This is a genomic window from Streptomyces sp. ISL-43 (assembly GCF_018614195.1).
Taxonomy (GTDB): domain Bacteria; phylum Actinomycetota; class Actinomycetes; order Streptomycetales; family Streptomycetaceae; genus Streptomyces.
In genome coordinates, this window is the sequence record NZ_JAGGOT010000039.1 from 75,352 (window position 1) to 89,958 (window position 14,607).

Below are 14,607 nucleotides of genomic sequence, written 5' to 3' on the forward strand. Positions count from 1 at the left end.
GGTCCGCCTCCGGGGCCGACAGGGCCCGGGCCCTGTCGGGCTAGGGCGGGCTAGGGCCGCAGCTCCTGGGTGCAGCACTTCACGCTGCCGCCGCCCTTGAGCAGCTCTCCCAGATCCATCGGGACCGGTTCGAACCCCCGCGCCCGCAGGGGTTCGAGGAGTCCGGTGGCTGCCTGCGGGAGCAGGACGTGCCGGCCGTCCGACACGGCGTTGAGCCCGAGGGCCTCCGCGTCCTGGGACTCCGCGATCAGCGCGTCCGGAAAGAGCCGGCGCAGTACCGCCCGGCTGCCCTCGGAGAAGGCGGGCGGGTAGTACATGATCTCGTCGCCGTCGAGCACGCACAGCGCCGTGTCCAGGTGGTAGAAGCGCGGGTCGACCAGGTCCAGGCCGATGACCGGCCGGCCGAAGAACTCCTGCGCCTCGTCGTGCGAGAGCGGGCTGGAGCGGAAGCCCCGGCCGGCCAGGATGTAGGTGGCGGTGACGGCGAAGTCGCCTTCGCCCTCGTTGATGTGGGACGGATCGTGGACGTCCCGGAAACCGTTGTTCCGGAACCAGTCCAGATGGATTTCGGCCTCCGCGGCCCGCTCCGGATAGGCGAACCGCGCGCCCAGCACCCGGCCGTCCACGACGAGGGCGCCGTTCGCCGCGAAGACCATGTCGGGCAGCGCGCGGTCGGGGACGAGGGTCTCGACGGTGTGGCCGAGGGCCAGGTAGCGGTCCCGCAGGTCCTCCCACTGGGCCTGGGCCAGCGGCAGGTCCACGGGTTTCGCGGGGTCCATCCACGGGTTGATGGAGTACGTGACCTTGAAGTGCGTGGGCGGGCACATCAGGTAGCGCCGGGGTGTGGCGTCTCTACGCAACGAGGGCTCCTCACGGTGATGAGGAGAGAATCGTCTCTCCTCAAGGGAGACGGCGCAGTGGACTGATCGGGTGGTTTCCGGAACGGCTGAAAGACGCGGGGTGCCGGGTTGATAAATTGCCGAAATGAGCGCCAGTCCGCAGCCCAGTACCTCCCCCCGGCCTCCCGACGCGGCGCGCCGCAGCGACCGCTCCCGGCGGGCCATCCTCGACGCCGCGCTCGCCCTGGTCGGGGAGGTCGGCTACAACAAGCTGACCATCGAGGCCATCGCCGCCCGCGCGGGGGTCGGCAAGCAGACCATCTACCGCTGGTGGCCCTCGAAGGCGGCGGTACTGCTGGACGCCGCGCTGGCGCTTGCCGGTGACGCCGGGTCCGGATCCGGCTGGACCGGCTTCCCCGACACCGGGGACCTGGCCGCCGACCTGAAGTCCGTACTGCGGGCGACGGCGGACGAGTTCGCCGACGAGAGGTACGCGGCCCCCGCGCGCGCCCTGACCGCGGCCGGCGCCACCGACCCGGAACTGGGCGCCCGTTTCAACGAAAAACTGCTGGAGCCCCAGCTCGCGCTGTACGAGGAGCGGTTGCGGGCGGCCCGCGAGGCCGGGCAGCTCGCACCGGACACGGACCTGCGGCTGGTCGTGGAGATGCTGCTCGGGCCGCTGACGTACCGGTGGCTGCTGCGCACGGCGCCGCTCACGCACGCATATACGGACGCGCTGGTGGACTCGGTACTGGGCGGGGTCGGCGCGGGGGCCTGAGCGGGCCCGCGCCGGGGCGTGAGCACGGCCCGGACCAGGGCGGGAGCAGGGCGGGAGCAGGGCCGGGACCGGGTGGGACCGCGGTGGGACCGGGGTGGGAAAAGTCATGGCCGGTTTGATGGCCGAGAACAAATGGCCGAATTCTGTGGTTTTGTGGGGGCCCCGGCCTGGGGGCGCGGTCACCCGGCGCCCAGGATGGTGGGACCATGTGAGGGTCTGCCGGGGCAACGGTGAGGATAGGGGATAGATGGGGTCTGAGTCGGGCCGCGTCAAACGCGGCGAGCAGAGCAGGATTTCCCAGTGGCTGCGCCGCAAGCCGAAACCCGACGCCCAGGACCCCGGACGAGAACGCGAGGCCCTGCTGCTGGCCGTCGCCGCGGCCGGTCTGCCGCTCTCCCCCGCCGCGCACCCCGCGGGCTACCGGTGTTCGTGCGACCGGATCGGCTGTCCGACGCCCGCACGACACCCCCTCTCCTTCGCTTGGCAGACCCAGTCGACCACCGACCGCGCGCAGATCGAGCGCTGGGCGCGCAACCAGCCCGCGGCCAACTTCATCACCGCGACGGGCATGGTCCACGACGTACTGGACGTCCCGCTCGAGGCCGGCCGCAGCGCCCTGGAACGCCTGCTGGCCGCCGGGATCGAGGTCGGGCCGGTCGCGGAGTCGGGCGGCACGGGCGACCAGGCCCGGATGCTCTTCTTCACGGCGACCCGCGGGACGCCCGAGGACGAGGACGAGTGGTGGCCCTGCGAACTGGACTGTCACCCCGAGACGATGGACGAACACCCCGGCCTGCGATGGCACTGCCGTGGCAGCTACGTCCTCGTCCCGCCGGCCGCCCTGCCGGGTGACCTCGCGGTGACCTGGCTGCGGGGGATGGAGCACGGGCTCCCCGACCCGCTCACGCTGTTGGAGACCCTGACGGACGCGTGCGCGACGTACGCGGGCGCCTCGGAGCACACCCCGGCCACGGTCGCCTGGCCCCTGGGCCGCTAGGCCCGCCCGCGGGGCTGGATGTTCCAGCCCCGCAAGGCAGCGTTCGAGGCGCGGCCGCTCAGTGGATCTGGGTCACGACCACGTCGAGGGACCATGCCTTGCCCGGCTTCGCCGGGGCTTCGGCCTCCACTGTGAACCCCAGGTCGCGCAGGGCCGTGACCAGGTCCGACGGGGAGGCGGGGATCGCGCCCGATACCAGGAGGTCGCGGACCAGGCGGCCCTTGGTGGCCTTGTTGAAGTGGCTCACCACCGACCGCTTCTCCACGCCGTCCACCATCTGCGAATGCAGCACCCGCACCGTGGCCGTACGGCCCGCGACCTCGCCCTTCGGCTTCCACGCGGAGGCGTACGCCGAGGAACGCAGGTCCAGGACCAGGCCCTCCCCCGCCGCCTCCGGCATGACCTGCGCCATCGGTTCGCGCCAGAACGCGCCCAGCGCCCCCAGCCCCGGCAGCTTCACGCCCATCGAGCACCGGTAGGAGGGGATGCGGTCGGTGACCCGGACCGCTCCCCACAGGCCGGAGAAGACCAGCAGGGATTCGGCGGCGAGGGACACCGCCGCCGGGGGCAGGGTCGACAGGCCCAGGGCGTCGTAGAGGACACCCGTGTAGATCTCCCCCGCCGGGCGGGCGACCGCCGACAGCAGCTCCGCGTTCTTGGCGACCTCACCGCGCAGGCCCTCGCTCAGGCCCAGGACTTCCCGCGCCTTCAGCTCGTCGCCCACGCACAGTTCGACGAGCTCCTCCAGCACCGCCGCCCGCGCCGGGCCCAGCCCCGGCAGCGACAGCGACTCCGGCTTCAGCGGTGCGCCGGAGCCGCCGGCGGCCTTTCCTTCGGACGGCGGCAGCAGCACGAGCACGGTGGTTCTCCTTCGGACGGGCATGGCACAGCGGCGGGGGTGCGGCCCCAGCCCAGGGTAGACGGCTCGCCGTGCCGCCCGGGCCCACCGGCCATAGGCTCGGCTCATGCCACGCCGTCACATGATCATGACCGGCGCAGACGGGGCTGCTCTGCGGGCCGCTCTGCGTGAACTGCGGACGAAGCTGGAGGTGCCCCGGGAGTTCCCGGCACCCGTACTCGCCGAGGCCGAGCGGGCGGTCACGCGTCCGCTCCTGCCGGACTTCGACGCCACGGGCATTCCCCTCTTCACCATCGATCCGCCCACCTCGCGCGACCTGGACCAGGCCATGCACCTGGCGAAGCGTTCCTCCGGCGGCTACCGCGTGCACTACGCCATCGCCGACGTCGCCGCCTACGTCACCCCCGGCGGCGCGCTGGACGCCGAGGCCCACCGCAGGGTCACCACCCTCTACTTCCCGGACGAGAAGGTCCCGCTGCACCCGGCCGTGCTCTCGGAGGGCGCGGCCAGCCTGCTGCCCGACCAGACCTGTCCGGCCCTGCTGTGGCGGCTCGACCTGGACGCGGAGGGGCGGGTGGAGCACACCAACGTCCGCCGCGCGCTCGTGCGCAGCCGGGCCAAGCTCGACTACGAGGGCGTCCAGAAGGCCATCGACACCGGCACCGCCGAGGAGCCGCTGGCCCTCCTGGGGGACATCGGCCGGCTGCGCGAGGCGCTGGAGGTGGAGCGCGGCGGGATCTCGCTGAACGTGCCCGAGCAGGAGATCGTCGCGTACGAGGGCTCGTACAGCCTGGCCTACCGGGCCCCGCTGCCGGCCGACGGCTGGAACGCGCAGATCTCCCTCATGACCGGCATGGCCGCCGCCGAGCTGATGCTCGCCGCCGGGACCGGCATCCTGCGCACTCTGCCCAGCGCCCCGGACGGGGCGGTCGGGCGGCTGCGCCGGGCGGCGAAGGCCCTGCGCATCGAGTGGCCGCACCACGTCCCGTACGCGGAGCTCGTGCGCTCCCTCGATCCGCACCGCCCCGCCCACGCGGCCTTCCTGCAGGAGTGCACGTCCCTGCTGCGGGGCGCCGGCTACACGGTCTTCACCGGCGGCGCGATTCCGGATCCGCTGCTGCACGCGGCGGTCGCGGCCCCGTACGCGCACTGCACCGCCCCGCTGCGCCGGCTCGTCGACCGGTACACGGGCGAGCTGTGCGTGGCGGCGACCGCGGGGGCCGAGCCCCCGCAGTGGGCGCTGGACGCCCTGGCCGGGCTGCCGAAGGAGATGGCGGACGGCAGCCGGCTGGCCAACTCGGCAGAGCGGGAGGCCGTGGACCTGGTGGAGGCGGCGCTGCTCAAGGACCACGTCGGGGAGACCTTCGAGGCGACGGTCATCGACGTCAAGGAGCTGGAGCCGCTGGTCGGCACGGTCCACCTGGCGGACCCGGCGGTGGTGGGCCGCGTCGAGGCCGCGCCCGGCGGGAGCCTGCCGCTGGGCGACCGGATCACGGTCCGGCTGACGGAGGCGGACCCGGGGACGTCGAAGGTGCTCTTCGCCCCGGTCTAGGCCGTTTTCCTCGGATAGGCCGCGCGGAAGAGGGGTGTCACCCGGCGAGGTGACACCCCTCCGGCTACGCGCGGGCCTCGGGTCAGTGGACCCAGCGCGAGGGGTCAGGAGTAGACGTTCCAGTTGAGGGTGCCGCTCCAGTTGAGCTTGATCTCGCTGACGTCGGCGGCGGCCGCCAGGCAGAAGACCGTCCCCGCCTTGAAGTTGGAGCCGATCAGGTGGCGGCGGCCGTCCCCCACCTCCACGTCCGCGCCGTGCACGGAGCGGTTGTCGCACTTGTACCACTTGACCACCATGGCCCCGCCGGGGTTGTTGATCTGGATGTACACGTTGGAACCGTTGGACGTGATCGTGCGCCCGGTGCCGTAGTAGGTGTAGCTTCCGCCGACCTGGCCGGAGACGTTCGTGGAGGACGCGTACGCCGGTCCGGAGGCGAGGGCGAGCGCGCCGGCCAGGGCCGCACCGGTGACGAGGACCTTGCTCTTGGTGCCGTGGAGGATCCGCATGATCGTGAGGCTTCTTCCTGTGTGAACCAGTGGGAGGGGAGGGTCAGACCCGGCAGGCCGGCGAGTCGGTGATGCGGAGCTTGTCGACGGTGCCCATGGGCCCGAGGAGGGCGTGACCGCCGGGCTTCAGGCAGTACGTGTGCCCGTCGGTGAAGTGCAGGAGGGCCCCGTCGTCGTTGCGGTGGTTGTCGGCCTACTCGGCCCCGCGGCTGCGGGTGAGGGTCTGCCAGCCGGAGGTGACGTCCTTGAAGCGGCCCGCTTCGCTCTCGCCGATGTAGAGGCAGACGTACGGGTATCCGCAGTCGGCGGGCGGGGCCGCGGCGGGCGCGGCCGCCGCCGGGCCGGCGAGGGCCGAGACGGCCCCCGCCAGGAGCGCGGCGGCCGCGAGGGCCCGCGGGCCGCGCCGGACGTCTCTCATGTCGCCTTCCCCGCTCAGCAGCCGGCGGAGTTGGTCAGGCGTACCTTGTCGACGGTCCCGATGCTCTTCAGGTCCTCGCGCAGCTGGCCCGCCTTCAGGCAGATGGTCTTGCCGTTGGTGAAGTGCAGGAGCGTGCCGCCGCTGCCGCGGTTGCTCCACGCCTTGTCGGCGCCCTTGCTGCCGACGAGCGTCTGGTAGCCGGAGGTGACGTCGTGGAACGCGCCGGTCCAGGTGGAGTAGCCCTTGTAGAAGCAGACGGCGTTGTCACCGCAGCCCAGCCCGTCGGCCTGCGCCGCCGGGGCGACGACCAGGCCGGCTCCGGCGATGGCCAGGGCGCCGAGGGTCACGGACAGCTTCTTGCGGAGGGAGAGCTTCGTGACTCCTCCCCCTCCTAAAGAACAAGGCCGTGAAGTTAAGGGCTGATCGGTTCTGTCAACAGGATGTTGATGTTGATGGTGGCTTTGTAGGTGTGGCGGTCGACGCGGAGACTTTTGTGCGCGTAGCGGGACATGGGGCGTTTGACTGCGCGGGGGCTGAGGCGGACGCGTCGGGCTGGCATGGGTTGGTCCAGGACGGCGCGGCCGATGGCGCCGATCAGGTCGATGACGGTGTCGGCGATCACGTTCGCGGCCTGGGTGACCTGGTCGCGGGCCGTGTTCAGGGCGGTGGTGAAGCTGCACCGGTCCGGGTCGGTGCCGGCGGTGTGGGCTGCGTCCGAGATCGCGGTCCTGATCAGCTGGTAGGTGCTGAGGAGGGCGTAGATCTCCTGGGCGATGCCGGGCCAGGTGCGGGAGCGGAGGACGCGGCGTCCGAGCATCGTCTTTTTGATCTCGAAGTAGGCCGATTCCACTTCCCACCGTTCGTGGTAGAGCCTGACCAGCTCGAACGCCGGGTGGCGGTGGTGATCGAGCAGGGTGGTGGCCAGCCGGTAGATCCCGGTGCGCTGTCCCTGGTTGGTGGCGATGGTGATCTCGCAGGCCACGATGCGGACCTCGATGCCTGCGATGCGGGAGAGGACGGAGCCGTCGGGGTAGCGGGCCAGGATCGGAGGCTTCCAGTGGGAGGAGAGGCGGGCCAGGAAGTGGGCGCCGCTGGAAGCGGTCGTGTTCAGGAAGCCCGTGGTGGCGAAGCCGCGGTCGAGCAGGACGAGCATTCCGGGGTGCATGGACCGCGCCAGGCGGCGGCCCAGGATCGACTCGCCTGGTTTCCCGGGACCGAACACCGCGTCGATCACCGCCCGTGTTCCGCAGGCCACCAACGCGACCAGCAGGACCTGCGGATATCCCGAGGCATCGGTGTACTGGTTGGACGTTTTACCCAGCTTCGCACGGACCTCCCGGTCGTCAGCGACATCCAGATGAGTGCCGTCGACCGCGACGACCAGCAGCCCCGCCCACCGGGCCCCGGCCGTGCGGACCGCCGAGGCCGGTCCGCGCAACAGGTCGAACAGGGCCCGCATCGGACGCACCCCGAGCCGGCAGCGGGCCTGCCACAGTGCCGTGGCGGTCACCCGCGGCACCGGTACCCAGGACAAGGCGCCCGTCAGTTTGCGCCATACCGCGGGGTATCCGCACTCCTCGAACAGACCCGCCGCGAGCAAGACATAGACCACGACCCGGGCGGGGAGCTTGCGTATCCGTTCCTGGACGGACCCACACTCGACGAGCACCGCATCGACCATCTCGAACGGCACAATCTGGGTCAGCTCACCCAGATGCCCCGGCGCGAACACCCCTGCGGCTACCGACATTTCGCGGCTGATGACACACTGGTCCGACAGCGGAGCCTCCGGTGACGTGAACGGCTGTCTTGGTCGACTGCCAGTTCTACCGGGGCTCCGCTTCCTACGTCTCGACGACCACCGAACTCCCCACCCAACCCCCTTGACTACGCCGATCAGCCCTTAACTTCATGGCCTTGAGCTAAAGCAGGGGATACCCACGCAAGATCAGTGATGGGGAATGCCTTTCGGGAACGCGAGAGTGTCTCTGAGGGCGCGGGGGTGCGCCGGGTGCGCTGGGGGGAGGGAGACCCGCGGGATCAGGCGCTGGCCGCCTTCGTGCAGGCCGTGGAGCCGCCGCAGAAGGTGATGTCGAAGTGGTTGCTCTCGCGGGCGTAGACGTTGCCCGCCGCGGAGCGCCAGCGCTCCGCGCCGTCACCGCGGGTGGAGATCTTCGTGAAGCTGTTGCGGATGTAGTTCGTGATGCAGGTGTTCGGGTTGATGTCCGCCTTGTAGCCGTTGTAGTGGCTGTAGGTGCCCGACGCGTGGCCGACCTCGGTGCCGCCGGTGACGTTGATGGCGCAGCCGCTCGCGGTCTTGAGGGTCTTCAGCCCCTCCACCGTGGCCTGGTTGATCTGGTCGTAGGAGGTGCAGGTTCCGTTGGAGCGGATGGTGCAGCCGCCGCTGGAGGAGTGGGTGACGCCGACGGAACTGAGGGCGGAGTTCGCGGTGGACTGCGACATCTTGGTGACGGCGAAGGCGTTGGCGGGCAGGGCCAGGACGGTCGCGGCGGCGATGGATCCGACGGTGATGGTGGCGCGGCGCAGGTTGATGCGCATGATGGTGTCCTTCCTTATGGGGATAAAGCAGGTCGGTGTGGGCACACGGGTGCCCGGAGGGGTTTCACTGAGGGAGGGGTGCCGGGGGGGTGCAGGGGTGCGGCGGCGCCTAGTACCAGTGCGGCGAACGGGCCTTCCAGGTGTCGTACGCCTTGCACGGGGTGCCGTACCGCTCGTCGATGTACTTGAGGCCCCACTTGATCTGGGTGACCGGGTTGTCGGCCCAGTCGCCGCCGCTGACGGCCATCTTGTTGCCGGGCAGCGACTGCGGGATCCCGTATGCCCCGCTGCTGGGATTGGTGGCGTACACCTTCCAGTTGCTCTCGCCGATCCACAGGCTCTTCAGGCAGCCGAACTGCGCGGACACGGTCCAGCCGTGCGCGCCGAACTGACTCTGCGCGACCTGGTAGAGGGTGCGCGGGACGCCCATGTCCGACATCGTGGCCGGGCCGGCTATCCCGTCGGCGCCCTCGCCGTGCGCGCTCTGCCGGCGTTTGACCGCCGACTTGGTGCCGTCGCCGTACAGGCCGTCCGCCGCGACACCGGCCTTGCGCTGGACCGCCTCGACCTGGCGGTGCAGGGCGAGCTCGCTGCGGTCCCCGTAAGCGCCGTCCTCGGCGAGGCCGTTGTCCTGCTGGAACTCCTTGAGCGCGGCCCGGGTGCCGGGGCCGTCGACTCCGTCGACACCGCTGGAGGCGAGGTATCCGAGGCCGGCCAGGTTGGTCTGCTCCCAGCGCACCGAGTCCACGGCGTGCGCCTGGGTGGTGCCCAGCGCCGGGACGAGCAGGGCGGCGCCGAGCAGTGCGGCGGCCGCGGCGGGAATCCGGAGCCGGGACGCGGTGGGGGCGGCGCTCACTACGTTGCCTCTCACGGTGGTGTCTCCAAGTCGGGCGTGCCGAAGGGGTCGAGGATGTCGAGGGGGAGCTCCCGCGCCGTCCATCCGGACAGCAGCGGGGAGGTGGCGAGGGCGCGCCGTACGCCGTGCAGCGCCGCGGCGCGGGCCGCTTGCGCGGAGTCGGCGAGGGAGTAGAGGACCAGATCGGCCCGTCCGTCCCCGGTCAGTACGGTCAAGTGCTCCGGCCGGTCGGCCGGTTCGGCACAGGCCCACAGCACATCGGTCAGCAGGTTCGGGTCGAGGCGTTGGTGCGGGGCCTGCGGACTTGCCGTCAGTTCGACCGCCGCCATCGCGAGGTACACGGGGGCGTCAGTCCCAGATGAGGCCGAAGAAGGCGAAGAACATGGCGGGCCACTCCCTTTCTTTCCGGTCCGTCTCGGCGGGTTCCTGTTGCTTTCAACCGGTGTTCTCCGGCTGCAGCAGAAGCATCGCCGCCACGCGGTACCCCCCGGAAGGTGTTCAGGGTGAGAGCAAGTGGTCCTGAACGCTTGGTGTCACGGCCCGGAATGATCTGGCCACCGCCCTCGGGGCCTGCCATCATCGGCCGACGGCGCGGTACGACCGACCGCGCAACAGCAGGGGGAGGGCCCGCGATGGGGTCCGTCGACGTCTTCGACGTACAGGGAACGGCCGCTCCCGAGGTGGGCGCCCGCTCGGCACGCCGCCGACGGCCGGCCGTCCCGCTACGGCCACTTATCGTCAACTACACGGGATTCCATACCGAGTTCACCGCGCCGAGGCGCCGGCTGGAGCTGCCCACGGGGTATGTGACGCTGGTCTTCACCTTCTCCGAAGGCCTGTGGGTGACGCGTACGGAGGAACTCGCCAAGGCACTGCTCCGGCCGGCCTCCGGGGCCATGATCAGCGGCCCTCGCACGGTGCCGGCGATCGGGGTCCACGCGGGCGTCGTGCGCGGGCTCGAAGTGAACATGAGCCCGCTGGGGTGCTACCGGCTCTTCGGGGTCCCCATGTGGCGCTTCGAGGACGCGCACGTGGACCTGGGGGAAGTGCTCGGCCCGGGCGGCCGGTACCTGACCGAGCGGCTCCACTCGCTCGGCTCGTGGGCGGAGCGCTTCGCCCTGCTCGACGAGGTGTTCTGCGCGCGCCTGGAGCGCGGCCCGGCGCCCGCGCCCGAAGTCCGCGGCGCGCTCTCCCGGTTGTGGGCGGACAGCCGCTCGCTGACGCGGGTGACCGCCGAGACCGGGTGGAGCGCGCGCACCCTGCGGGCGCGGTTCCGCGAGCAGGTGGGCCTGTCCCCCAAGGCCGTGGCCAGGGTGTTCCGGCTCCAGCACGCGCTGGGCCTGCTGGCCGCGGGGACACCGCCCGCGCACGTGGCCGCGGTGTGCGGCTACCACGACCAGGCGCACCTGAGCCGCGAGGTGAAGTCGATGACGGGCCTGCCCCCGTCGCAGTACATACGGCTCCGGGGCGGCCTGCCGCCGGGCTCGGTGCTGGACCGGATGCCGGGCCGGGTCAGCAGCGTGATGCTGTCGGGGTGAGCCGCCCCGGCGGCCCGGCCGCTCCCGCGTGCCGATTTTGACAAGACAGGGGCGCACGGGCTTGCCACGCTCGGCGCACGACTCCTCGTCCCCCACGGAGGATCACCTTGTTCGCCACCCTCGGGCTCGATCCGGCCACCGAAGCCGTCTACCGACTGATGGCCACCCGCCCGGAGGGCTGGGGCGTCGAGCAGATCGCCGCAGACCTCGGGTCCACCGAGACGGACGTACGGGAGGCTCTGGACCGGCTCGCCGAGGTCTCGCTGCTGCGCCGGTCGCGGGCGGTCCCCGGCACTTGGCGGGCGGTCAGCCCGGAGCTCGGGATGCAGCTGATGCTCCGCCGCCATCAGGAGGAGCTGGACCGGCGGCAGCGGGAGATCGCCGAGAGCCACGAGACGGTGTCCCGGATGATCTCCGGTCTGCGCCAGGGTACGCATCCGGCCATCGGCCCGGAGGGGGACGGCGGCGGGGAACGGCTGATCGGCATCGACGCCGTACAGGCCCGCCTCGAACTCATCGCGGACCAGGCCGGGTCGGAGATCTGTACGTTCATGCCGGGCGGCGGCCAGTCCGCGGCCGCCATCGAGGCGGCCCGCGAGAACGACGCCCAGTTGCTGGCGCGCGGCGTCGGCGTCCGCACGGTCTGCCTGGACAGCGTGCGCGGCAACCCGCCGACCCTCGACTACGCCCGCTGGCTCACCGACAACGGCGGCGGCGTGCGGACCGTGCCCACGCTCCCGCTGCGCATGATCCTCGTCGACCGGGCCCACGCCCTGGTGCCGCTGGACCCGGCCGACACCCGCGCGGGCGCCGTCGTCCTGCGCCTGCCGGGGGCGGTCGCGGCGCTGACCGCGCTCTTCGAGCAGGTCTGGGAGGCGTCGCTGCCCTTGGGCTGCGACCGGCCGCGCGACGAGGGCACCGGCCTGAACCCGCCCGAGCGCGAGTTGCTGCGGCTGCTGAGCCAGGGCATGACCGACGAGGCGGCCGGCCACCAGCTGGGGGTCTCGCTGAGTACGGTCCGCCGTTCCATGGCGGCCCTGATGGAACGGCTCGGCGCGCGCAGCCGCTTCGAGGCGGGCCTGCGCGCGGCCCAGCGCGGGTGGCTCTGACCGGGGAGCCCCGCTGGGCGCCAGGGCGCCAAGGGGGACACGGCGCCAAGGGGGACAAGAGCAGCACTGCGGCAGCCCGTCACGGGGGTGCGGGCTGCCGCGGTGCGGCGAGCTCTCCGAGGCGCATACGGGCAAGTGGAAACCCTGCCGCTGCGTCAAGGTCGAGGACCTCACCCGAGCGGCGGTAGCATGGTCACCGCAGAACGACGCAAGCGGACGGCCGCGTCGGGATCCCCGGATCCCGCCGAGGAACGTCCGGGCTCCACAGAGCAGGGTGGTGGCTAACGGCCACCCGGGGTGACCCGCGGGACAGTGCCACAGAAAACAGACCGCCTGGGGCTTCGGCCCCCGGTAAGGGTGAAACGGTGGTGTAAGAGACCACCAGCGCCTGAGGTGACTCAGGCGGCTAGGTAAACCCCACCTGGAGCAAGGTCAAGAAGGGTCGTCTCCGGACGGCTCTGCGCGGACGTTCGAGGGCTGCTCGCCCGAGTTCGCGGGTAGACCGCACGAGGCCGGTGGCAACACCGGTCCTAGATGGATGGCCGTCTCCCCGGCGACCGCGAGGTCGCCGGGCGACAGAACCCGGCGTACAGCTTGCGTCGGTCTGCGCCACAACCGCCCGGCCCCGGGGTCTTCCCCGGGGCCGGGCGGTTTTTCACGTCCCGGCCGCACGGGGAACCCCCCGGCGGGTGTTCACAGGTCGCGCCGGTGGACGACGACAGTGGCGATGGCCACGGCCGCGAGCGGCCAGGCCGCGTACACGATCCACGCCCCGGTGAGCGTCGCCGGGTAGAGCACCGGCACGGGCGAGTCGCCCACCTCGGTCAGCCGGTCCCAGGCACCCCGGGGCAGGGCGTGGAGGAGCGCCGCCGACCATGCGTCGCGGTCGTTGATCAGGGAGGGCAGCAGCAGGAGGACGCCCGTGATCGTGACGATGCTCGTCGCCGTGTGCCGGATCAGGGCTCCGAGGCCCATGCCGACGAGCGCGCACACCGGCGCGAGCAGGGCGGACGCCGCGGTGGCGCGGAGCGCGCCGGGGTAGTCGAGCGGGAGGCCGACGTGCCGCCCGGACAGGACGGCCTGCGTCACGCCGAAAGAGGCGGTCGCGACGACCGCTCCGTAGACCAGCGTGATCGCTGTCACGACGGCGGTCTTGGCTGCCACCACCGAGCGGCGGGCGGGGACGGCGGCGAAGGTCGTACGGATCTGTCCGGTGCTGTACTCGCTGACGACCGTGAGTGCCCCGATGCTGCCGGCGGCAAGCATGAGGACCATGCCGGCGCCGAGGGTGAAGGCGTCGCGCATCGCCCAGATCGGCACGAAGAGGTCCTTGGTGCCCTGGGGATAGTTCGGATAGTTGTCGTAGTCGGCGACGGCGGCGTTCACGTTGATGCCGATGACGACCAGCACGCCGACCCCGAAGGCCCAGGGTGTGGAGCGCAGCGACCACAGCTTGATCCATTCGGCGGCGAGGAGGTCCGGGAAACGGGCGCGTGCGGCGGTGGACACGGCCGCCTTCCGCAGGGGCGCCGGGTGGATCGGGGTCATCGGGGTTCTCCTGCGAGGTATTCGACGCTGTCGGCGGTGAGTTCCATGAAGGCCTCCTCCAGGGAGGAGGTACGCGTGGCCAGCTCCCGCAGCACGATGCGGTGCTGGAGGGCGAGTTCGCCGATGCGGTCCGCGCTCAGGCCGGTCACCTTGAGCTCCGTCGCTCCTTCCGGGCCTTCGGACCGGACCGAGGCGCCCTCGGCGGCCAGCACCGCCGTGAGTGCGGCGGGGTCCGGGGTGCGCACGGTGACGCTCAGGCGGGTGCCGCGGGCCGCGAAATCCTTCACGCTCTCCGCGGCGATCAGCTCGCCCCTGCCGATGACGACGAGGTGCTCGGCCGTGTGCTCCATCTCGCTCATCAGGTGGCTGGAGACGAACACGGTGCGCCCCTCGGCGGCCAGCCGACGGAACAGGCCGCGCACCCACAGCACCCCCTCCGGGTCCAATCCGTTGACCGGCTCGTCGAACAGCAGCACGGGCGGGTCGCCGAGCAGTGCGCCGGCGATGCCGAGCCGCTGCTTCATACCGAGGGAGAACCCGCCGATACGGCGCCGGGCCGCACCGGACAGCCCGACCTCCTGCAGGACCTCGTCCACCCGGCGCCGCCCGATGCCGTTGCTGCGGGCCAGGGCCGACAGGTGCCCCACCGCGGTGCGGCCTCCGTGTACGTCGTGGGCGTCGAGGAGCGCGCCGACATGGCGAAGCCCGCGGGGGCGGTCCCGGAAGGGGAGGCCGTCGATGGTGGCGCTGCCGCTGGTGGGACGGTTCAAGCCGAGGAGCATCCGCAGGGTGGTGCTCTTTCCGGCGCCGTTCGGGCCGAGGAACCCGGTCACGTGGCCGGGGCGGACGGTGAAGGTCAGGCCGCCCACGGCCGTGGTCTGCCCGTAACGCTTGGTCAGTTCGTTGACTTCGATCACCCGGCCAACGGTGCCGCGGGCCGGCCCGCGGGGCATCGGGCCGTCGGCCACAGTCCCGTGTCCTCCGGTAGCCCGTGGGCGTACGCCCACGGGCCAATACCCCGCCGGGCAGTACGACATCTACGATCAAG

At 71.7% G+C, this 14,607-nt stretch carries 15 protein-coding genes, 1 other RNA gene and 1 pseudogene; 6 read left to right on the top strand and 11 right to left on the bottom strand.

Annotation, left to right across the window (positions count from 1 at the left end; translation table 11 throughout):
- Positions 1–50 precede the first annotated feature (50 nt).
- A pseudogene (gene ddaH / locus J7F03_RS23105) lies at positions 51–887 on the bottom strand (dimethylargininase); the annotation flags it as partial.
- A 97-nt stretch (positions 888–984) separates the two neighbouring features.
- Between ddaH and J7F03_RS23110 the strand changes: the two are divergent.
- Both J7F03_RS23110 and J7F03_RS23115 read left to right on the top strand, forming a co-directional pair.
- A complete protein-coding gene (locus J7F03_RS23110) occupies positions 985–1,617 on the top strand; it encodes a TetR/AcrR family transcriptional regulator (RefSeq protein WP_214952410.1) in 633 nt (210 codons plus the stop codon).
- A gap of 247 nt (positions 1,618–1,864) precedes the next feature.
- Positions 1,865–2,614 (top strand): bifunctional DNA primase/polymerase, encoded by a 750-nt coding sequence (locus tag J7F03_RS23115; RefSeq protein ID WP_214952412.1) that lies wholly within the window; start codon positions 1,865–1,867, stop codon positions 2,612–2,614.
- Between the two features lie 58 nt (positions 2,615–2,672).
- Here J7F03_RS23115 and yaaA read toward each other — a convergent pair whose 3' ends face one another.
- Complete coding sequence (gene yaaA, locus J7F03_RS23120; protein ID WP_214952414.1) at positions 2,673–3,473, bottom strand: peroxide stress protein YaaA; 801 nt, start codon at positions 3,471–3,473, stop codon at positions 2,673–2,675.
- Positions 3,474–3,579: 106 nt separating this feature from the next.
- Here yaaA and J7F03_RS23125 point away from each other — a divergent pair, with 106 nt between their 5' ends.
- Positions 3,580–5,025 (top strand): RNB domain-containing ribonuclease, encoded by a 1,446-nt coding sequence (locus tag J7F03_RS23125; protein WP_214952415.1) that lies wholly within the window; start codon positions 3,580–3,582, stop codon positions 5,023–5,025.
- Between the two features lie 104 nt (positions 5,026–5,129).
- Here J7F03_RS23125 and J7F03_RS23130 read toward each other — a convergent pair whose 3' ends face one another.
- The 7 genes from J7F03_RS23130 to J7F03_RS23160 form a co-directional block, all read right to left on the bottom strand.
- A complete protein-coding gene (locus J7F03_RS23130; RefSeq protein WP_214952417.1) occupies positions 5,130–5,531 on the bottom strand; it encodes a hypothetical protein in 402 nt (133 codons plus the stop codon).
- Positions 5,532–5,724: 193 nt separating this feature from the next.
- Positions 5,725–5,949 (bottom strand): hypothetical protein, encoded by a 225-nt coding sequence (locus J7F03_RS23135; RefSeq protein ID WP_214952419.1) that lies wholly within the window; start codon positions 5,947–5,949, stop codon positions 5,725–5,727.
- Positions 5,950–5,963: 14 nt separating this feature from the next.
- On the bottom strand, positions 5,964–6,296 hold the full coding sequence (locus J7F03_RS23140) for a hypothetical protein (RefSeq protein ID WP_214952420.1): 333 nt from the start codon (positions 6,294–6,296) through the stop codon (positions 5,964–5,966).
- Positions 6,297–6,361: 65 nt separating this feature from the next.
- Complete coding sequence (locus tag J7F03_RS23145; protein WP_214952422.1) at positions 6,362–7,699, bottom strand: IS4 family transposase; 1,338 nt, start codon at positions 7,697–7,699, stop codon at positions 6,362–6,364.
- Positions 7,700–7,989: 290 nt separating this feature from the next.
- Entirely contained in the window at positions 7,990–8,508 is a 519-nt protein-coding gene (locus tag J7F03_RS23150; RefSeq protein ID WP_214952425.1) for a hypothetical protein, read from the bottom strand.
- 109 nt (positions 8,509–8,617) lie between these two features.
- Entirely contained in the window at positions 8,618–9,379 is a 762-nt protein-coding gene (locus J7F03_RS23155) for a peptidoglycan-binding protein (protein ID WP_214952426.1), read from the bottom strand.
- Positions 9,376–9,705: a hypothetical protein gene (locus J7F03_RS23160; RefSeq protein WP_214952428.1), complete on the bottom strand. Its 330-nt coding sequence runs from the start codon at positions 9,703–9,705 to the stop codon at positions 9,376–9,378. The genes J7F03_RS23155 and J7F03_RS23160 overlap by 4 nt, the downstream gene beginning before the upstream one ends.
- A gap of 291 nt (positions 9,706–9,996) precedes the next feature.
- Between J7F03_RS23160 and J7F03_RS23165 the strand changes: the two genes are divergently transcribed.
- The 3 genes from J7F03_RS23165 to rnpB all read left to right on the top strand — a co-directional run bounded on the left by J7F03_RS23165 (position 9,997) and on the right by rnpB (position 12,617).
- Positions 9,997–10,902 carry a helix-turn-helix domain-containing protein gene (locus J7F03_RS23165; protein WP_214952430.1) on the top strand — a complete coding sequence of 302 codons (906 nt, stop codon included), beginning with the start codon at positions 9,997–9,999 and terminating at the stop codon, positions 10,900–10,902.
- A 107-nt stretch (positions 10,903–11,009) separates the two neighbouring features.
- Positions 11,010–12,011, top strand: coding sequence for a LuxR C-terminal-related transcriptional regulator (locus tag J7F03_RS23170; RefSeq protein WP_214952432.1), 1,002 nt, complete (start codon positions 11,010–11,012; stop codon positions 12,009–12,011).
- 204 nt (positions 12,012–12,215) lie between these two features.
- Positions 12,216–12,617: RNase P RNA component class A (gene rnpB / locus J7F03_RS23175), an RNA gene on the top strand.
- Positions 12,618–12,704: 87 nt separating this feature from the next.
- On the opposite strand, the gene J7F03_RS23180 is transcribed toward rnpB, so the two are convergent.
- Positions 12,705–13,559 carry an ABC transporter permease subunit gene (locus tag J7F03_RS23180; protein WP_214952434.1) on the bottom strand — a complete coding sequence of 285 codons (855 nt, stop codon included), beginning with the start codon at positions 13,557–13,559 and terminating at the stop codon, positions 12,705–12,707.
- Entirely contained in the window at positions 13,556–14,476 is a 921-nt protein-coding gene (locus tag J7F03_RS23185) for an ABC transporter ATP-binding protein (RefSeq protein ID WP_214952435.1), read from the bottom strand. The genes J7F03_RS23180 and J7F03_RS23185 overlap by 4 nt, the downstream gene beginning before the upstream one ends.
- Between the last annotated feature and the right edge of the window lie 131 nt (positions 14,477–14,607).